At 38.4% G+C, this 20,249-nt stretch carries 17 protein-coding genes, 1 other RNA gene, 1 pseudogene and 1 riboswitch; of the genes and pseudogenes, 15 read left to right on the top strand and 4 right to left on the bottom strand.

Annotated elements, in window-relative coordinates; translation table 11 throughout:
• The first annotated feature begins 283 nt into the window (after positions 1-283).
• The 5 genes from ACEN33_RS06735 to ACEN33_RS06715 all read left to right on the top strand — a co-directional run bounded on the left by ACEN33_RS06735 (position 284) and on the right by ACEN33_RS06715 (position 5,483).
• Positions 284-961: a response regulator transcription factor gene (locus ACEN33_RS06735; RefSeq protein ID WP_407090927.1), complete on the top strand. Its 678-nt coding sequence runs from the start codon at positions 284-286 to the stop codon at positions 959-961.
• A 137-nt stretch (positions 962-1,098) separates the two neighbouring features.
• Positions 1,099-1,854, top strand: coding sequence for a sensor histidine kinase (locus ACEN33_RS06730; RefSeq protein ID WP_407094768.1), 756 nt, complete (start codon positions 1,099-1,101; stop codon positions 1,852-1,854).
• Positions 1,855-1,973: 119 nt separating this feature from the next.
• Positions 1,974-2,723, top strand: a complete 750-nt coding sequence (locus tag ACEN33_RS06725) for an ABC transporter ATP-binding protein (RefSeq protein WP_407090604.1) — start codon at positions 1,974-1,976, stop codon at positions 2,721-2,723.
• A gap of 1 nt (position 2,724) precedes the next feature.
• On the top strand, positions 2,725-4,749 hold the full coding sequence (locus ACEN33_RS06720) for an FtsX-like permease family protein (protein WP_407090605.1): 2,025 nt from the start codon (positions 2,725-2,727) through the stop codon (positions 4,747-4,749).
• 83 nt (positions 4,750-4,832) lie between these two features.
• Positions 4,833-5,483: an endonuclease III domain-containing protein gene (locus ACEN33_RS06715; protein WP_407090606.1), complete on the top strand. Its 651-nt coding sequence runs from the start codon at positions 4,833-4,835 to the stop codon at positions 5,481-5,483.
• A gap of 41 nt (positions 5,484-5,524) precedes the next feature.
• Here the strand turns inward: ACEN33_RS06715 and ACEN33_RS06710 are convergent.
• A pseudogene (locus tag ACEN33_RS06710) lies at positions 5,525-6,033 on the bottom strand (macro domain-containing protein).
• A gap of 214 nt (positions 6,034-6,247) precedes the next feature.
• Between ACEN33_RS06710 and ACEN33_RS06705 the strand changes: the two are divergent.
• From ACEN33_RS06705 to ACEN33_RS06690, 4 genes are all read left to right on the top strand, one after another.
• On the top strand, positions 6,248-7,279 hold the full coding sequence (locus ACEN33_RS06705) for a hypothetical protein (RefSeq protein ID WP_407090607.1): 1,032 nt from the start codon (positions 6,248-6,250) through the stop codon (positions 7,277-7,279).
• 81 nt (positions 7,280-7,360) lie between these two features.
• Positions 7,361-8,599, top strand: coding sequence for an AI-2E family transporter (locus tag ACEN33_RS06700; RefSeq protein WP_407090608.1), 1,239 nt, complete (start codon positions 7,361-7,363; stop codon positions 8,597-8,599).
• 219 nt (positions 8,600-8,818) lie between these two features.
• Positions 8,819-9,286: a CtsR family transcriptional regulator gene (locus ACEN33_RS06695; RefSeq protein WP_197103169.1), complete on the top strand. Its 468-nt coding sequence runs from the start codon at positions 8,819-8,821 to the stop codon at positions 9,284-9,286.
• A 12-nt stretch (positions 9,287-9,298) separates the two neighbouring features.
• Positions 9,299-11,779: an ATP-dependent Clp protease ATP-binding subunit gene (locus tag ACEN33_RS06690; RefSeq protein ID WP_407090609.1), complete on the top strand. Its 2,481-nt coding sequence runs from the start codon at positions 9,299-9,301 to the stop codon at positions 11,777-11,779.
• A gap of 363 nt (positions 11,780-12,142) precedes the next feature.
• Here the strand turns inward: ACEN33_RS06690 and ACEN33_RS06685 are convergent, their stop codons facing one another.
• On the bottom strand, positions 12,143-13,084 hold the full coding sequence (locus ACEN33_RS06685; RefSeq protein ID WP_407090610.1) for an AEC family transporter: 942 nt from the start codon (positions 13,082-13,084) through the stop codon (positions 12,143-12,145).
• Between the two features lie 143 nt (positions 13,085-13,227).
• Positions 13,228-13,376, top strand: a riboswitch (adenosylcobalamin (AdoCbl) riboswitch).
• A gap of 92 nt (positions 13,377-13,468) precedes the next feature.
• Between ACEN33_RS06685 and ACEN33_RS06680 the strand changes: the two genes are divergently transcribed.
• A complete protein-coding gene (locus ACEN33_RS06680) occupies positions 13,469-13,873 on the top strand; it encodes a DUF4430 domain-containing protein (protein WP_407090611.1) in 405 nt (134 codons plus the stop codon).
• Positions 13,870-14,406: an ECF transporter S component gene (locus tag ACEN33_RS06675; RefSeq protein ID WP_407090612.1), complete on the top strand. Its 537-nt coding sequence runs from the start codon at positions 13,870-13,872 to the stop codon at positions 14,404-14,406. The genes ACEN33_RS06680 and ACEN33_RS06675 overlap by 4 nt, the downstream gene beginning before the upstream one ends.
• A gap of 70 nt (positions 14,407-14,476) precedes the next feature.
• On the opposite strand, the gene ACEN33_RS06670 is transcribed toward ACEN33_RS06675, so the two are convergent.
• Both ACEN33_RS06670 and ACEN33_RS06665 read right to left on the bottom strand, forming a co-directional pair.
• A complete protein-coding gene (locus ACEN33_RS06670) occupies positions 14,477-15,067 on the bottom strand; it encodes a cob(I)yrinic acid a,c-diamide adenosyltransferase (protein WP_407093571.1) in 591 nt (196 codons plus the stop codon).
• Positions 15,068-15,081: 14 nt separating this feature from the next.
• Complete coding sequence (locus ACEN33_RS06665) at positions 15,082-17,679, bottom strand: vitamin B12-dependent ribonucleotide reductase (RefSeq protein ID WP_407093572.1); 2,598 nt, start codon at positions 17,677-17,679, stop codon at positions 15,082-15,084.
• Positions 17,680-18,043: 364 nt separating this feature from the next.
• On the opposite strand from ACEN33_RS06665, the gene ACEN33_RS06660 reads away from it, so the two are divergent.
• From ACEN33_RS06660 to ffs, 4 genes are all read left to right on the top strand, one after another.
• The gene (locus tag ACEN33_RS06660; RefSeq protein WP_138405535.1) at positions 18,044-18,397 is read left to right on the top strand and encodes a hypothetical protein; all 354 of its coding nucleotides are present in this window, start codon (positions 18,044-18,046) and stop codon (positions 18,395-18,397) included.
• 133 nt (positions 18,398-18,530) lie between these two features.
• Positions 18,531-19,046, top strand: a complete 516-nt coding sequence (tadA, locus tag ACEN33_RS06655) for a tRNA adenosine(34) deaminase TadA (protein ID WP_171031393.1) — start codon at positions 18,531-18,533, stop codon at positions 19,044-19,046.
• A gap of 248 nt (positions 19,047-19,294) precedes the next feature.
• Positions 19,295-19,879 carry a uracil-DNA glycosylase family protein gene (locus ACEN33_RS06650; protein WP_407094771.1) on the top strand — a complete coding sequence of 195 codons (585 nt, stop codon included), beginning with the start codon at positions 19,295-19,297 and terminating at the stop codon, positions 19,877-19,879.
• Positions 19,880-19,920: 41 nt separating this feature from the next.
• An RNA gene (gene ffs / locus ACEN33_RS06645) (signal recognition particle sRNA small type) lies at positions 19,921-20,014 on the top strand.
• The last annotated feature ends 235 nt before the right edge of the window (positions 20,015-20,249 follow it).

Below are 20,249 nucleotides of genomic sequence, written 5' to 3'. Positions count from 1 at the left end.
CTAGCTTACACTCTTGAACTGGCGAATCCAGACCAACTTCGGTAGCTCACACTTCTGAACTGGTGAATCCACATACCACCACCCCCAAAAACACGAAGTCCTCCATAACTTCGTGTTTTTTCGTGTCCCCACTCGCCTACACCTGCCCGCCTCCTTCTTGAGTCCAATGTGTACACATTAAGATTTGTGGTATTATTTGTATAAGAAACTCAGAACAAGTTAACACTGGCAAAGTTTATCAAATGCCGATTTATATAGAAAGAGGTGGAGACAATTGAAGGTTATGATTATTGAGGATGATTTAATAATTGCGCGCGAGTTGGGCAAGGTTTTAGAACGCTGGCAATTCGAGGTGGATATTGTTGAGAATTTTGAACATATAATAGAAGCTTTTAGAAAAAGTCAACCTCACTTAATCCTCCTAGACGTGAATCTACCATATTATAACGGCTATTATTGGTGTGGCGAAATACGTAAAGAATCAGACGTGCCAATTATTTTCATCTCGTCTGTATCAGATCGCATGGATATGATTATGGCAATGCAGATGGGCGCCGACGATTACATTCCCAAACCCATCGACACCCAATTTACCGTCAGCAAAATTCAAGCACTCTTACGTCGCACCTATGATTTCTCTGTCCAGTCCGATGCTTTCGAATACGAAGGTGCCATTCTAGATGTGGCTAAATCACGCATCACCTACAAGAACGCCGAGGCAAGCTTAACCTTTACAGAATTACAAATACTGACAGCTTTATTCCAGCACAAGGGCGAGTATGTAAGCCGGGAAGCAATTCTAGATTACTGCTGGCAGAATAATCAATTCATCGATGACAACACTTTAGCAGTAAACATGACCCGTATCCGGAAGAAACTGCGAGCCATCCAATTAGATTCGTTCATTGAGACCAAGAAAAATTACGGCTACCGATTAAATGCAGAAGGTGAGTCCTTATGATGGGACGCTTTCTTAATCAGAATTGGTGCCTGCTATCAGTGTTTATATTACTGCATCTTGTCATTTGGTTTGTATTTCTACTCTTCTCGCTCCCCATGGATGTATTTTGGGTATTATTTTGGAATTTAACAATTATCATGTCAGTATTTTTAGGCTATCAAATCCTCTCATTTAGAGAAGAGGTGCGCCTCGAAACTAAGGTAGAGCAACTTCAAGAGGAACTCATTGACCTGCAAGACGCCAGTGTTATGAGACAAAACGAATTAGAAGAATACTTTATTATGTGGGTGCACCAGATGAAGACGCCGATTACAGCCAGCCAACTAATACTTAAAAATCCTGACGACGCAACCATACGCAATTTAAGACAGGAAATGGTCTCCATTGAAAATTATACAAATATGGCGTTAAATTATTTAAAACTCTCGAACCCCGCGACAGACATGGTTTTCTCAGAACGAAAACTGGATGATATTATCACCCCACTCATTAGAAAATACAGTCTGCAATTCATTCAACATGGGATTCGACTGCATTACCAACCAATTGAAGCTGAGGTCGTCACTGAAGCGAATTTAACGAGTCTAATGATTGAACAAATTTTAAATAATGCACTAAAATACGCGAAACAAAAGGAAATCTGGATTTCTTATGATTCCCAAAACGCCACCTTAACAATTAAAGATAGTGGTAGAGGAATAAAAGCAGAGGATCTGCCAAAGATTTTTGATAAGGGGTATTCAGGCTTTAATGGACAGTTGAATCAAAAGTCGAGTGGCTTAGGCTTGTACTTAGTTGAGCTCGTTGCCAGACGCTTGACTCAACCAGTTTCCGTGGAGTCGACATTTGGTCAGGAGACACAATTTACGATCCAATTTAATCAAACGTCCTAATCTTTCAAAAGTGTAAGGTTAGGCTCCTTTTTTGTAATGTTAGTTAAAGGCTAGATGTCACGCGGTCGCATATACTTATAACAGAGATTAGCGAATAGACAAAATAATGGAGGAAAATCATGTTATTAGATGTAAAAAATGTAAAAAAAGTATATAAGACACGAGGCAACCAAACGACAGCCTTGCAACAAATTGATTTTGGTGTAAACGAAGGTGAGTTTGTGGCAATTATGGGGGAATCAGGTTCAGGGAAATCAACTTTACTGAATATTATCGCCACTTTTGATAAACCATCTCAAGGAACCGTTCATTTAAAAGGGACAAATATTGCGAATATTAAGAAAAATAAAGTGGCTGAATTTAGACGTGAGCAGCTAGGCTTCGTCTTTCAAGACTTTAACGTATTAGATACTTTCTCAAATAAAGACAATATATTACTACCGATGGTGTTATCAAATGCCAATATTAATGAAATGGAGCGCCGCCTCGCTGAGATTGCGCCAATATTAGGAATTCAAGATTTATTAGAAAAATACCCCTACGAAATCTCAGGAGGACAACGCCAACGCGTTGCCATTGCAAGAGCAATTATTACTAATCCACCTTTATTACTGGCAGATGAGCCTACAGGAGCACTTGATTCAAAATCGTCTGAGCAAATATTAGGCTTATTCAATGAATTAAATCACTTAGGAAATACGATTTTAATGGTGACACACTCAATTCAAGCAGCGTCTTACGCCAATCGCGTTCTATTTATTAAAGATGGGGTCGTATATCACGAGTTATACCGCGGACAGGAAACGAATCAAAACTTTAATGAGCGTATTTCACAAAGTTTAACCATGCTTGCGGATCGAGGTGTGTAAGATGCCACTTTCATTATTAACTAAATTGACTGTTCAAGGAATAGTCAAACGCCGGACCGTTTACTTTCCATATTTTCTTGCGTTAGTCTTAATAATGTCCTTAGATTTTATTATGATTTCATTGATTACCAATGAGTATGTGCAGTCACGACATGCCACATTGCCAACAATCATCCTGATGGGTGTGTTCTTTACGTCCTTACTGGCAGTTATTTTCATTCTGTATGCCAATAATTTTATTCAAAGACAACGGCGAATGGAGTTTGCCTTATATACCGTTTTAGGTTTAGAAGACAAGCATATCCGAAGCGTCATCCTCTTTGAACAACTATTAACTTGGGTGATTGGTAGCCTTGCATCCATTGGGGTTGGTTATGCTTTAGGAAATGTGATGTTTATCGTCTTAAACAGATTAATTCAAGATACTGGTGCTGACTTAATGGATTATCCATTTAGTCCTTTAGCGGCGATTGGAACAATCATTATTATTGGTGGTATCACATTTATTATCTTCTTAATTAATAGTATCCGCTTGGCGAGATTGAACCCATCTGAATTATTAAGCCAAACGCATGCGGGAGAAGCTGAACCGAAATCTCGTTGGTTCATCCTTTTGATTGGTTTAATCACTTTAGTCGCCGGTTATTATGTAGCACTGACAACGACAGATGTTTTAGACGCGCTGTTAAAAGTGTTCATAGCGATCTTCCTAGTGATTATCGGAACTTACGCGCTCTTAACAAGTTTAAGTATTATTTTCTTAAAACGAATGAAAAGGAATAAAAAATATTATTACCAGCCGACACATTTTCTATCGATATCAGGGATGTTATATCGTATGAAAGCGAACGCGACAAGCTTAGCTGGAATTGCGGTCTTATGTACAGGGATTGTGTTAACTCTCGGAACGACTTTAACTCTTTATATAGGTATGGAAGATCAAGTGGAGCAAATGTCGACACATGATATTGAATTGCGGTACATGCAATACGCCGATGGCGCGAGTCCGGAAAATGCGGAAGTAGCTTTAACAAATATCATGGAAGAATTACAAACGCACGGTGATATTAAAGATGTGAGTCTATCTCGAAGTGCCTTTGTCACGGCTATTTATCAAAACAAATCTTTCCAACCAATGCCAGCTCCTAGTGAAACAACTGAGGGTGAGGAACTCTTACCAACTGATTTTGCCTACATCATTGGCGTTCCTTTAGAGGATTTTAACCAGCTCAATGGAGAAAATATTCACCTAGAGCCAGATGAAGTGTTGTTTACAACGACAACTGCAAATATTCAACAAGAACAAGATGATACACTACAATTTGCTGACAAGGAATATCAGGTTCAACAAATCAGTTCTAGTTACATGCCTTTAAACTACATCGGACAAATTGCTTATGTCGTGTTTCCAACCATAGAAGAGGTCGAAAGTTTACTATCAACCTTCCCGAATTATATCAGTACGGGAGAGCGTTCTGAAGCACTATTAGAACAGACGATGGTGTTCAATGCCGTTGATGATTCTGCTCGTGAAAGTATTGAAGCAGCGATCTCAACCGATACAATCTTTGATCAAGGGGACTTGGGTGTAGTTCGAGTCGTAACAAGAACAACAACCTCGCAAGAATTATATACGATGAATGGGGGCTTATTATTCTTAGGAATTATCGTCGGAACAGTTCTAATTATTGGAACGGTCTTAATGTTATACTTTAAACAAGTATCTGAAGGTTACCAAGACCAAGGTAAATTCCAAATTATGCGAAAAGTTGGCTTGCCTGATCATTTAATTAAACAAACGATTCGATCACAAATCTTTTGGATTTTTGCACTGCCAATTATGATCGCAGTCATTCATTCGCTCTTTGCATCAAAAATAATGTTTAATTTACTAGGGCTATTAGCCGTCAATAACATAACAACCTTTATGATCGGTTATGGATCAGTTTTAGCCATCTTTGTTGTCGTTTACTTACTGTTCTACCTCATTACTTCACAAGTCTATTATCGAATTATACATCAATAAAATGACACCCAAACCTAAGTATTCTGCTTAGTGTTTGGGTGTTTATTTGATACAATCATTTTGAAAGTGAGGCGAGCGCGCACATGAAGACAATTGATCAATATGAATTATTTAAGCTTTTACTCAATGACATGGGTGAAACAGGGTGGTGGCCAGCTGACTCAAAAGTTGAGATTATCATTGGCGCCATCATGATACAAAATACCAATGCAGCGAACGCAAAACGTGCGGTTAACAATATCGGAAGCGCCACGCAATTTAACCCACAAGCCATCTTAAATTTACCTTTAGAAACATTAGAAGACTTAGTTCGACCCGCCGGCTTCTTTAAAAATAAAAGTAAAGCGGTCCATTCGGTATTAAATTGGTTTCAAGAGCACGATAACAATCTAGAAGCAATTACAGAAAAATATGAAATTAATTTGCGCCAAGAGTTATTAAAATTACATGGAGTTGGCGATGAGACAGCAGATGTCCTTTTACTTTATGTCTTTGAACAACCGGTGTTTGTCTCGGATAAATACGCTCAAAAACTATATACAGAATTAGGTGTATCAGGGATGGATAACTACAGGGCGATGCGAAAGATAGTCTCTTTAGATAAGCAGTTTACAACATGGGAAGCTAAAGAGTTTCATGGGTTAATTGATGAGTTTGGAAAAATATACTTACGTGGAAAGGGAAATTTTGAAGCGAGCTTTTTAGCCGGCTATCAGTTAAAAATCGAAGAATAATAAACTCCAGCCTCAATCTAGCTTGAAGCGGGAGTTTCTTGTTAAGCATTCTTAAGCGCGACATCGTATGCTTTCTTAGTGTCTGAATCAAATGGCATCCAAATAATTAAATCAAACGCATCTGGGTGTTCGTTCATCACTTCTTTAACTGTCGAAATTGCAATCTCTGCAGCTAGATTCACAGGGAAGTGATAAACACCCGTTGAAATTGAAGGAAAAGCGACTTTGCGAATACCATGTTCCATGGCTAGTAGTAAAGATTGTCGGTAACAACTTTCTAACAAATTCGCTTCGTTAGAGTAACCACCATTCTAGACAGGGCCAACGGTGTGAATAATATGTTCGACGGGGAGATGGTAAGCTTGAGAAATTTTTGCTTCGCCTGTTTGACAACCGCCAAGTGTTCGAGTTTCTTCTAAAAGTTTTGGCCGGCCGCGCGATGAATCGCACCATCGACACCACCTCTGCCCAGAAGGCTATGGTTGGCAGCATTAACAATCGCATCTACTTGATCGACTTGAGTAATATCACCGAGCATTGTTTCAATCATTTTACTCACCTCTTTGCTATAGTATAACACGGATTTGACAGGCTTAAACTATCATTTAATCGAAACAATATTATGCCTTATGCATATATATATTGTTGCAATATTCAATAAACAGAATGAAGGTAGTTGCTGTATTCAAGCTGTTATAATTGACCTTGTCATCTAAATGTAATATGATTATTTATGTAATAATTATGAAGTAGGAGTGAAGAAGATGAAGAAATATATATTAGATGGAATTAATGAAAAAGCGGGTAATAACATGTCTTGGCGTGCGATTTTCGCTGGAGTTGTAACGTTCGTGGCGATTAGTATTTTATTCTCCCTAATTGGAGCAGCGGTTGGCTTTGGCGTACCTGATTTTACAAGCCAAAACCCATTAGATGGTGTCGGGATTGGTTTAGTTATTTGGATCATTATCGCATTAATCGTATCGCTAGCAGTCGCTGGTTATGTAACAGGGATTACAGCTAATCGAGCGGGTTTTATCCATGGTTTCTTAACTTGGGCAGTCAGTGTCATTGTGATGTTTACTTTAATGACATCCGCAGTTGGTATGGCATTTAATTCTTTAGGAACAGTTTTAGGCTATACGGGACAAGCTGCAGGAGATGCAATCTCAGGAACAGCTGATACTGTTGGATCATTATCTCAAGAGGCATTTGATTCAATCGCTCAAGAAATCAATGTTGATTCACAAGATTTAGAACAAACTGTGACAGATGTATTAGAAGATACTGAAATTGAACAATTACAACCTGATTACTTAGATAATCAAGTTCAAGCGACAATGGATGATGTATCCACAGCAGGTTATAATATTGTTGTTAATGGACAAGATCCACAACAAGAGATTGAGAACGTAACTAGCAATATCCAAGGTCGTATTGACGAAATCGGTCAAGAATTAGATGAAGATGCTTTAACTGAAGCAATCTCAAATAATACTGATTTATCTGAACAAGAAGCAGAAGAAGCAGTAACGAATATCCAAGAAGCTTATGGACAAGCAAGTCAAGAAGCTGAACAAGCATTGAATGATGCACAAACAGCAGTTGAAGACTTACAAGTACAAGCTGAACAAGCTTTTGCTGAAAGTGCACAAGTTGCTGAAGATGTCTCTAACCAAACATCTAAATACTCATTGTATATCTTTGTTGGACTTTTAGTAGCGATGTTTATTACAGCTTTTGCTGGACATGCTGGTGCTAAAACAGCAAGCGAAACACATAATAATGCTGTCTAATAAAGACTAGAAACAATAAACAAATTTAATTGACTACACCTCTCTCTTAGCCTATTCTATAACTAAGAGAGAGGTGTTTTTTTGAATCATTTTAAACTTGAGAAGCAATTTATAGCAAAGATATTATTTATTGCGGTTATTATTTTAATTATTTTCAATTGGTCACAAGTAGCAAGTGCCTTTGGAGTTGTTTGGCAAGTTGCTTTCCCAGTTGTCTTAGGGGGAATGATGGCTTACGTTTTGAACTTACTCATGAACCAGTTTGAGAAAAGATTGTATCCCAATACGGATAAAAAATGGTTGCAACACACTCGCCGTCCGCTGGCGATTGTACTTTCAATTTTAGTCATTACTTTAGTCGTTGCGGGAATCATTGGTTTAGTTGTTCCGCAACTTGTAACGGCTGTTATTACTTTAGTTGAGGCTGTACCAACAGTGACAGATTCCTTACAAACTTGGGTTGAAGAGCAACAGCATCTTATTCCGATGTTTAATGATTTAATAGAACAAGTGGACTTTAATTGGAGTAGTGTGATGTCTAGTTTTGCTGAGATTGGAAACCGACTGCTTCGAGGTGTAGCGGAGTCTTCTGTATCACTTTTATCTAGTTCAGCTTCAGCTGTGACAACCTTTGTATTGTCAGTGATGTTTGCCCTTTATATTTTAGTGTCGAAAGAAAAGCTGGGTAAAAATTTCAATGATATCCTGATTTCATATTTGAGTGATGAGCAAGTAAGAATTGTTAAGAACATCTTGAATGTGACTGACGATGTCTTTTCCAACTATATTACAGGAACGGTCATTGAGGCTTTTATTCTAGGCTTCATCGTATCGCTTGGACTTTGGGCCATCCAAATGCCATATGCAGCCATGCTCGGAGCCTTGCAAGGAGCTTTAGCGTTTATTCCTTTAGTAGGTGCCTTTCTAGCCGGCTTTGTTGGTGTGATTATTCAATTTGCCGTATCGCCAATTAATGCATTAATCTATCTCATTTTCGTTATTGTTGTTCAACAACTCGAAGGAGATTTGATCTATCCGCGTGTGGTCGGTGATTCAATCGGCCTTCCAGGTATGTGGGTCTTAGCAGCGGTAACTGTCGGTGGGGGCTTGTTCGGAATTTCAGGGATTTTACTTGGGGTACCGGTCTTTGCAACAATCTATAAACTATTTAGTTTGGATATAAGCTACCGTAAACAGATTCGGGAAGAAGCCAAAGAGCGTTCTCTAATGAATGAATATGAAGAAGAAGGCTTAAGATTGAAACCCTTTGAAGCCCTCCGTCATAAAATATTGACACCAGAAGATATTCAAGATATTTAAACAAAATGGAGCCCTGATGTCTATCTAAGATAGATTTAGGGCTCTTTTTCAATTCAAAATGTTGATTTTTTAATAGATATGCTATAATGGTCAAAGAAGGTCAGAAGACACATACTCACTTCATTAAAGTCCTCTTTCCTTAAACTGAATAGTTGTCGAGAAAGTCTTTTTATTATATAATAGTCAAAGATAGTCAATGTTAGTGGAAGGGGGATCATAGTGGCACAAAGAAATATGTCGGATATTATTGAAGCTTATTTAAAAAGCTTTTTGAAAAATAGTGAAAGAATTGAAATCAAACGAAGTGATATTGCAGAACAATTTGATTGTGTACCTTCACAGATTAACTATGTTATTAATACACGCTTTACTCAAGAACATGGCTATATGGTAGAAAGTAAACGAGGTGGTGGGGGCTATATACGGATTCTAAAAGTTGAGTTAGTTGATGAAATCGACGCCCTTGACGATATGATCCAAATGATAGGACCGCGTATAAATCACCGCAGTGCAATCAATATTATTGAAACATTAGTCAACCATAGTATAATGACAGAACGAGAAGGCGCATTAATACTATCAGTGATTGATAAAGCATTACTACAAACAATCTCGTTACATGAACAAGAAGCAAGAGCTTTGATTCTGTCGAAGTTTTTAGAACAATTACGAATTACATATAAATAAAGAGGTGAAAGTATGTTTGAAGAATTATTTACTGAAAGTGCTCGCCAAGTAATGATTTTTGCTGCTGAGCAAGCGTATTACTTAAGACATCAGGCTGTAGGCACAGAACATATCTTATTAGGTCTAGCTCGTGAAGAGTCAGGTATTGCCGGAAAAGCTTTACGTGGCATGGGTGCAGATTACCAAACGTTACTAACTGAATTAGAAATTATTCACGGTAAAGTGAATGCTCCACGTATGCAAGGGGATATTGTTATTCCATACTCACCACGTGCGAAGAAAATTATTATGAATGCATCGAATGATGCGAAACGTTTAGGTGTGCCAAAAGTTGGAACAGAGCATTTATTACTAGGCATGTTAAAAGAAGAAATTTTAGCAACAGTTCTATTAAAGAACTTAGGTATCGACTTAAATGAATTAAGAAAAACAATCTACGAAATGGTTGGTGTGAACGATTCAACAGGACGCGTTCAAAATAGCCGTCGTGGACGTCAAAAACAACAACAGCAACAAAATGGAGCGACAAGTTCGACAACACCAACTTTAGATTCACTTGCACGTGACTTAACACAATTAGCGCGTGACGGGAAGTTAGATCCAGTGGTTGGACGTGCGAATGAAATCCGTCGTATCATACAAATTGTTAGTCGCCGTTCAAAAAATAACCCCGTATTAGTTGGGGAGCCTGGTGTTGGTAAAACGGCAATCGCCGAAGGTCTAGCAGAACGTATTGTATCTGGTGGAGTGGCTGAAAACATTGCTAACAAACGTTTAATGATGTTAGATATGGGTTCACTTGTTGCGGGAACGAAATACCGTGGTGAATTCGAAGAACGTATGAAGAAAATCATTGAAGAAATTACTGAAGATGGTAATACAATTCTCTTCATTGATGAGTTACATACATTAATTGGGGCAGGATCAGCCGAAGGTGCTGTTGACGCAGCAAACATCCTGAAACCAGCATTAGCTCGTGGAGAAATTCAAATCATTGGTGCAACTACTTTAGATGAATATCAAAAACACATTGAAAAAGATGCAGCCTTAGAACGTCGTTTCTCTAAAGTTCAAATCGATGAGCCAACTCAACAAGAGTCTGTTCAAATTATTCATGGACTTAAAGAACGTTACGAAAAACACCACAATGTAGAAATTACTGATGAAGCGGTCGAAGCAGCGGTTAAATTAAGTACACGTTACTTAACTGAACGTCGCTTACCAGATAAAGCCGTTGATTTAATTGATGAGGCCTCAGCTAAAGTACGTATTGATGCAACGACGCACAGTACAAACTTAAGCGACCTTGAGAAAAAATTAGGCGAATTATCCGATAAAAAAGAAAAAGCTATCTTAGCCCGTGATTTTGACACTGCAGCCAAAATCCGTGAAGAAGAACAAAAAGTTGAAACTCAAATCGAAGCAGCTGCGAAAGCAGAAAGCAAAGATAAGGGTGAAGGTGAAGCAATTCTTAAAGTGAGTCCTGAAGATATCGCAGAAGTAATTACTATTTCAACAGGTATCCCAGTAAAACAATTAGATGCTGCCGAATCAAAACGTCTTGTTCACTTAGAAGAAGAGTTGCATGAACGTGTTATCGGTCAAGATGATGCTGTTGTATCAGTATCTAAAGCGATCCGCCGCGCATACAGTGGCTTGAAGAGTCCTAAACGACCAATTGGGTCATTTATGTTCTTAGGCCCAACTGGGGTAGGTAAGACAGAATTAGCGAAATCTTTAGCTTCATCTATCTTTGGTAGCGAGGACAATATGATCCGTGTGGATATGTCTGAATACATGGAAAAACACAGTGTGTCTCGTTTAGTAGGTTCACCTCCAGGATACGTTGGTTATGATGAAGCAGGTCAATTGACTGAGCAAGTTCGTCAAAAACCTTACAGTGTGATTCTCTTAGATGAGGTTGAAAAAGCCCATCCAGATGTATTTAACATGTTATTACAAGTATTTGATGATGGTCATATGACAGATGGTAAAGGGCGTCGTGTCGACTTCCGTAACACAATTATCATCATGACTTCGAACATGGGAGCAACAGCTCTTCGTGATGACAAATCAGTCGGATTCGGTGCTGTGGACTATACAGATGACTTCAAGGCAATGGAAGCACGCGTTATGGAAGAAGTAAAACGTGGATTCCGTCCAGAATTCATTAACCGTATTGACGAAATTATTGTCTTCCACCCATTATCTAAAGATCAAATTAAAGAGATTGTTAAATTACAAGCGCAAGATATCATCAACCGTCTACATGATCTTGAGATTGAAGCCCGTGTAACAGAGACAGCTCTAGAAATTATTGCTGACGCTGGCTTCGATCCAGAATATGGAGCAAGACCAATCCGTCGCGCAATTCAAAAACAAATAGAAGACGAGTTAAGTGAAATGATGCTAAGTGGAGATATCAAACTAGGTGATAACATCACCATTGGTGGCCGCCAAGGAGCAATCAATATCAATAACCGTTCTAAATAATACAGATGAATCGTGTCGGTGAGAGGAATCTCGCTGACACGATTTTTTTCTGTGACAAGAGCCAAACAGCAAGTCCATTTGTCTTGAGTTAGCTCAACTAAAGGCAAACGGGGAATCCATTTGTCTTGAGTTAGCTCAACTAAAGACGAACGGCGAATCCATTTGTCTTGAGTTAGCTCAACTAAAGCCAAACGGCGAGTCCATTTGTCTTGAGTTAGCTCAACTAAAGACGAACCGCAAGTCCATTTGTCTTGAGTTAGCTCAACTAAAGACGAACCGCAAGTCCATTTGTCTTAAGATCCAAAAAGCATAAAAAACACCAAACTTCAGAAAAGTCTGGTGTTTCCTTGATAGCCCATCGTATTAGAAATAAGCTAAATTCTTTAAAATCATAATAAACACAACAAGCGAGAACATTGAAGCGACCGTTGTGAAGACAACAATTTGGTTTGCTAAATCGCCATCACCGCCGGCGACAACTGCTTGAGCATAACTAGATACAGCCGTTGGTCCAGCCGTCGCGATTAAGACTGATATTAAGTCAGCTCCACGAAAGTCTAATAAACCACCTGCAATAAATAAAGCAATCGTAGGAATAATTACTAATCGTGCAAGAACAGTTCCGTAAAGAGACCAGTCAGCATCCTTTAGTTTACCAAAGTTAAACGTTCCACCCATAACAATGAGTGCAAGCGGCGGCGTCATACGTGTTAAATTTCCCATCGTCGTTTCAATCACATTAGGGAACTTGAATCCTAATACTGCAACAATTACCCCTGCGCAAGTAAAGATAACCATTGGGTTAGTCAATACTTGTTTAATTGTTCGTTTCAATGAGAATTTCTCATCAGTATAAATTGAAAAAGCAATTACAGAGAAGATATTATTTAAAGGCACAATGGTTGCTAGAACAATCGTTACCATCCCTAAATTTTCTTGACCGAGTAAAGCTATTCCCATTGGTAAACCGAATAAAATCGCGTTTGAACGAATCGAACCTTGAAGAATGACCCCTCGTTTTGCATTTGATTTTTCGAAAATAGGTACAATAAAAGCCAAAATAATAAATGCAACAATAGCAAAAATAATGTTAAAAGATAAAGTTAACCCATTAAAATCCGTCGCAATATTCGTATTATAAACATTTGAGAATAAATTCAATGGCAGTAAAATAGAAAAAATCGCTTTATTAAACTGAGCATAAGCGTCTTGTTTAATGAAACCTGCGCGTGTAAAAAACTGACCTAAAGCCATGTAAAGCATCATTGGCATGACTGCATTGAATCCGATCATAAAATTGTCCAATCAATTAACTCCTTCGTCTAAAAATTTGCAATCAAAAAATGCGAATATAAAGATTATAATACTCAATTCATCATTTGACCAATTATTTTTACTGACAATTAACTTGCATTGTCCTTCATTAATAATTATTATAAAGAGAGATAGATACAAATTTAAAGTAGTTTGAATATGGAAGTTCGGTTAAATTCCGAGACGGTCCCGCCACTGTAATCATGCGAAAAGCATGGAGTCAGATCTTTATTCAAGCATACTTATCCGACATACTATTTCGAGGCAAAATAGTGAGTGATATCCGATCCATTCGAATAAACCCATGCTTTTCTCTCCAAATAGTTTGAAGTGAATACTGTCATCTGTCACAAAATCATATGGGAGGCATTTAGAATGAAAAAATGGTTACTATTATTAGCGTCAACTTTAGTATTAGTTGGTTGTGGTGAAACGACACAGACAGAAGAAGTTACTTCAACACCGGTTGAATCAAGTGAACAAGCGGTATTAGCTGAAGTGACTGTATCAGTAACAGTTGATGGAGAAGAAATTGACGAAGGCGAACAAGTTCTAGAAGTTGAAGAAGGTGCGATTCTATTAGATGTGATGAAAGAGCATTATGAACTTGAAGAAGCTGACGGCTTTATCTCTGCAATTAACGGATACGAACAGGATGAAGAGGCAGGGAAATACTGGTTGTTTGACTTAAACGGAGAGATGGCTGAAGTTGGAGCGGCTGAATTAGAGTTATCAGACGGTGACTTAGTCGAGTGGAAACTTGAAGCCTTCGAAGGATGAGTAAGTATTTCACAGTTAAGCGTCTAGCAGTACTGGCCTTACTGACCGCTCTGTGTCATATTGGGCGAATTGCCTTTCAATTTATACCAAATGTACAACCTGTCACAGTGATTTTAATAATTATTACTTTAACGATGGGAACTTTGGATGGACTCCTAGTAGCTATCACTTCGATGGTCATTTCGAATATGCTACTTGGAATGGGTCCTTGGACACTTTATCAAATTATGGCCTATGGCATCATTGTATTACTTACAAGTGCTCTAAAGGCTTTATACAATCGATTAAAGGACCATCAGAGTGCGCGAAGAGTAATCTTTGCGCTGTTCGCTGGAGCGACTGGATTAATTTACGGGTTTGTTATTTCACTATTTTCATCACAAATGTTTGGTGTCGTTAATTTCTGGGTTTATTATGCCCAAGGGATTACATTTGATTTAATGCATGCGGCTGGGAATGTGGCCTTCTTTTTAGTGCTGGAGCCGACACTGGTGCCAATTATTCAAAAACGATTTATAACTTCAAAAGGATAACGAATAGGAAACTTTGCAACTGTAACACATAAAAGAGCCATCAGAAATTTTTCTGATGGCTCTTTTGAAATTATTTTGGTATATCTTTTTTTGTCAATTCAGTATGGAAGACACGTCCGCTTCGTTCATACAAGACGTCTTCGACACCAGCTTGGCTATTAGCCACACGTGCTAGGGCAAAGAAGTAATCAGATAGACGGTTAATAAACTTTAATACGTGCTGATTAATCGTCTGTTCTTGTTGCAAGCTAACAATCCGACGCTCGGCGCGTCTTGTAACGGTGCGTGCAAAGTGAAGTTGAGCAGCGAGTTGTGTTCCACCTGGTAAAATAAATGATTCAACTGTTGGAGGTATCGGTGCATACTCGTCGATGCGGCTTTCTAACCAAGTTACCAGGTCTGCATTCGTACGATATGGATACTTATCATGTTTTTCGGGTGTTGCTAAGTCATTGCCGCAGTCGAATAAATAGTGTTGAATGCGCATGAGCTCTTCTTTCATATCACTAGGCGTTTCTTCTAAAGCAACAATCATCCCGATAATACTGTTTAATTCATCCACCGTTCCGTAAGCCTCGACTTGTTGGCTATCTTTATGAACAGACTTTCCACCGATGATGCGAGTGGTACCGTGATCACCTGTCCGTGTGTAAATTTGCATAAGTATACTCCTTATTATAAACCGCAGCGTAATTGAGCGTTACAGTTAGTACATGTATTACATCCACCAATATCTTGAACGATTCCACTACGACAAATTGGGCAAGTATCTCCGATATCTGAACCAAAGACAACGTCATCTGTATGCCCTTGTGTTTTAACGTGCTCTGACTCAGCTAGGTCAACTAATTGTCTTAATTCGTTACTGTCATCAACGATACGCGCCTCTTCCATTGGGAATAATTCGATATTTTCTGCTTCATTCTCTTCAGCCGCAAGTGTTAATACTTGTGAGTCACGAGACCCGTCCACATAGACCGTTCCACCTTTAGCGCCACCTTTGTATAAGCGTTCGTAAATACTTTGAACTTGGCTGACTTGGTATCCTTTAGGTGCGTTTACAGTCTTAGAAATTGAACTATCAACCCATCTTTGGATCGTTGTTTGAACATCAACGTGTGCTTCTGGCGCAAGTGACATAGCTTCAACGAAGAACTCTGGTAAATTTTCAGCGTCTGCTTCTGGGTGTGCATCAAGATATTCTTGAACAATTTCAGCATTCACTTCGATAAATTTACCAAGTCGTCCACTACGGAAGTATTTGAAAGCAAAGTAAGGTTCTAATCCAGTTGCTACACCAACCATTGTTCCTGTACTTCCAGTTGGAGCAACAGTTAATAAGTGTGAATTACGAATACCGTGTTCTAAGACACCTTCACGGATATGATCCGGCATTTTTTGCATGTAGCCTGTTTGAACGAATTTTTGACGAAGAACTTGAGTTTCTTCATCATTTTCGCCGATTAAGAATGGGAAACTACCTTTTTCTTTTGCTAAAGCAATCGATTCTTCGTAAGCAGATACTGCGATTGTTTTGAATACCTCATCAACAATTTTGTTTCCTTCTTCTGATCCATAAACGTGTTCAGTATAGATGAGTAAGTCAGCTAAGCCCATAACACCTAGACCGATACGACGTTCGCCCAGGGCTTGTTTTTTATTTTCTTCTAGGAAATACGGCGTCGCGTCAATCACGTTATCTTGCATACGTACACCAGTCTTCACTGTTTCAATTAATCGGTCATAATCCATAGTATGTGTGTCTTTATTTACTATATTCGCTAAGTTAACGGCAGCTAAGTTACATACAGAGTATGGTGCTAAGGGTTGTTCACCACATGGGTTTGTCGCGACAACTTTTTGACCGTATGCTTTCGCATTTGTATCATTATTCGCGTTATCGATAAAGAAGATACCGGGTTCAGCTGAATATGTTGCACAAATATTGATTAATTTCCAAAGTTCTTTCGCTTTAATCGTACGGTAATCTCTAATGCCGTATCCTTGGTCAGCCCATTCACGTACATCACCTGAATCAGGCCATTCTGCATTATAAGCAGCCATTTCAGCAGGTGTATAGTTCTCAACATCTGGGAATTTTAATGTCCAGTCGCCGTCTTGTTCAATGGCTTCCATAAAGTCATCAGTTAAAGTAACGGAAATATTCGCTCCTGTTAAGAATTCTGGGTTATTCACGCTATAAGTTCCGCCATCACGTAGTTTAGCTTGAGCGTCTTTGATATTTTGTTCTGAAAAGCCACCTAAACCTGGCATTGTTTTGTAACGAACGATATTTTCGTACATCGTTACTTCAGCTTGGTTTAATGGTGTGAACTTCAGTTTTTCTTTTGCTAATGTTTTAATCTGTTCGTCATCAGTTTGTTCGATTAAATATTGTAGAACGCGTGGGTTTTGCATTTTTGAGATAATAAATTCAATAATATCTGGATGCCAATCAGCTAACATAATCATCTGTGCACCACGACGGCTACCACCTTGTTCCACAAGATGTGTTAGTTGAGCGATGTCATCTAACCAAGAAACTGAACCAGATGACTTACCGTTAACCCCGCGAGCTAGAGTGTTTCTAGGGCGTAGTGTTGAACCGTTCGTTCCGACACCACCACCACGGCTCATAATCTCCATCACTTCTTTACGGTGATCTGAGATACCTTCACGTGAATCTGGAATGAAAGGCATCACATAACAGTTAAAGTAAGTTACATCAGTATTTGTTCCTGCCCCGTAAAGCACACGACCCGCGGGAACAAAATTCATTTCTTTCAATTGTGTATAGTATTGACCATTTAATTCTTCACGTTTAACTGTATCTGTTTCAACATCCGAAAGACCTTTGGCAGTACGCTTTGCAATCTGTTCATAATAAATTTCTAACGGTTTATCAATCGTTTCGATTTTGCGAGTGACAAGTCCGGTCTTTTGTTCAGTTTCATCTTCTAATGAACCACGGTATTCTTCTTCAATCCAAATAAGGACTTCGTTGTTAGCCGTATCAATGGCTTGCACAATCCCAATCCCTCTCGCTGGGTATTTAGGATCTGCTTTAACCGTTAAGATAACGAGGTCTCCAACCGCTAACGTTGATTTAGCCGCATCTTTAAATGAGTAACGATCTAACATAACCATTCTTGAAACCCCGCTGTGCGTAATATTCATATCGCTTGTCATAGGGAAGATTTGTGGAAATGCTTCGATAGCTTTATTTAATTGTTCTTTGTTCCATGTCACATGTTGATGTGTTGTTTGAGTCATATTTATATTACCCCTTTGTGAAAATGTTCCGTTAGCACTATATATTGTGCTGCTACTGTATTCTAACCCAATATATCGTATTTATCCAGAGTAAACTAAGAATCAAATTTTTTTGTTCGCCTTTTGTTCGCGCAAATCTTGCTAGATAAGGGTAAGCGATATTAAATAAATTTTCAACTATAAATTTTAAAATTAAATTTACTACAATAACGTGTTCTAATAGTATCTTACCGCAATATAATATAAAACATTGCGTTATAGCAAGTCGCTTTAATAGGTTGTGATAGCGTTTTATGCTATAATATACTTATCATTGAATATGAAGATGTTATAAATTTATATAGCATAAAAGGAGGAATTTTAAATGAGTAAAAAAAGAAATAATGTGTCACTTGGCTTAGTATTACTTGGTTCAGCTGCAACAGTTGCCGGAATTGCAGCGATGATGTACTACAACGATGACGTGCGTCATAGAGTTGAAGGTGTTGTGAACCGTGAGCGCGCTAAATTATTTGTAAAACATAAATTAAATGGTTCAGATAGTTTAGTAAATGCTGTTGATAACTTAAGTGATTCTGAAGTAAATACAATCGTTAAGTTAGCAAGTGGTGCTGGAAACGTTAAAGACCAAGCATCTGATGCATTCTCTTCAATTATGGATCGTGCAAAAGACATGTCTTCTGACGTGACTGACCGTGTTCAAGAGTATTTTGAATAATCTCTAAAAGAGTTAATAAATCCGAGTGAATCATGTACACTGAAGAGTGAAGTGGTTTGCTCGGTTTTTTGTGTGAAAAATAATTGAAGCTGTGCATAACGAATGAAAAGATATAAATATTACGAGGTGAAATATGTTAGAGGCAATTGAAATGGAAGAAGCGGTGCGATTAGAGCATGAAAAGTGGATGGAAGAAGCGATAAAAGAAGCGCTAGTGGCTAAAGAGAAGGCAGAAGTCCCGATTGGCGCGATTATCGTTAAAGACGGTGAAATTATTGCCAGAGGGCATAATGTCCGTGAGTTGGAGTTAGATGCTACAGGTCATGCAGAAATTAAGGCCATTCAGGCCGCGAATAAAGCGCTTGATGCCTGGCGACTGGAAGGGACAACAATGTATATCACATTAGAACCTTGTCCAATGTGCGCGGGAGCCCTTATCAATTCACGGGTAGAGAATGTAGTATACGGAGCAGTGGATCTAAAAGCTGGTTGTGGTGGAACACTCATGAATCTATTGGAAGACGAGCGGTTTAATCACCAACCTCAAGTGATTAAAGGAGTTTTAGCTGAGGAATGTGGACAACTTTTAACCAATTTCTTTAGAGAATTACGTGAAAATAAGAAAAAAATAAAGTTATCCACAGATTGATGTGCATAACCCCCATAAAAACGGGAACATCTGTTCAAAACTCTCGACTATGCACAGAAAAATGACTTATCAACAGACTTATGCACAGACTGAGCTGTTGATAACTACCTAATTGTTGATAAATTGAAGCATTAATCACATATTTTAATAGAAATTACCCTATAATGATAGGATTTGGGGCTGTATTTTTAACATAAAGTAAATTGTGGACAACTTGTTAATTAAATGGAAGGATGACAAACAGTATGATGGATAAGATCTATCAAGAAATCATGGAAGATGAATTGAATCGAGCCTATACTGAACGCGGGGTACCACCTTTATTCAAAGCGCCGAAAGAAGCAACAATGGCGATTATTGGCCAAGCACCAGGACGTAAAGCGGAAGAAACGCAATTATTCTGGAATGATCCCAGTGGGGACCGTTTGCGGGAATGGATGGGACTGACTCGTGAACAGTTCTATGAATCAAATAAAATTGCTCAGCTACCTATGGAATTTTATTATCCAGGTAAGGCTAAGACTGGGGATGTTCCGCCTAGAAAAGAGTTTGCACCGAAATGGCATCCACGTATCATCGATGAGTTACCAAATCTGAAGACAATTCTGTTGATTGGAAATTACTCACAAAAGCATTATCTTAAAAAAACACGTCAACGAAATTTAACAGAGACTGTTCGCCATTATGAAGATTACTTGCCAGAGTTCTTCCCACTAGTACATCCATCGCCTTTGAATCAGCGCTGGTTAAAGATTAATCCGTGGTTTGAAGAAGAGGTTATTCCAGTCCTTCGTAAATTAGTGCAGGAAGAAATATTAGAAATCGATAATTAATGCTAAAAAGATTTTGCATTCGAGTGTCTTTTATGCTATTATAAGTGTTGGCAATAGTGGAACCATGAATGAGTCAGGACCGGAAGGTAGCAGCTATAAGTGGTGAAGCTATGTGCCTTTTTTTTGTGCAATTATTTAAATGAAAGAACGCTTGTAAATCCAAGCGTTCTATTTTTTATTACTAAAACACATTTGACCTTTCAAACTAGACTATATCAAGATTATCCTTTAACAATAGTATATATCCTGAATAATTCATACCTCTATAATTTAAGCTGGTTTCTTGAATAAATTAATCGTTCTTGGAAAAATTGGAAATTTTTCTACAAAATAGTGCGTTCTCGAAGTAGATTTTAACTAAATGAACCTT

This window comes from Ruoffia sp. FAM 24228 (genome assembly GCF_045528575.1).
GTDB lineage: Bacteria > Bacillota > Bacilli > Lactobacillales > Aerococcaceae > Ruoffia > Ruoffia halotolerans.
This window is presented reverse-complemented; position numbering and strand designations above follow the sequence as displayed.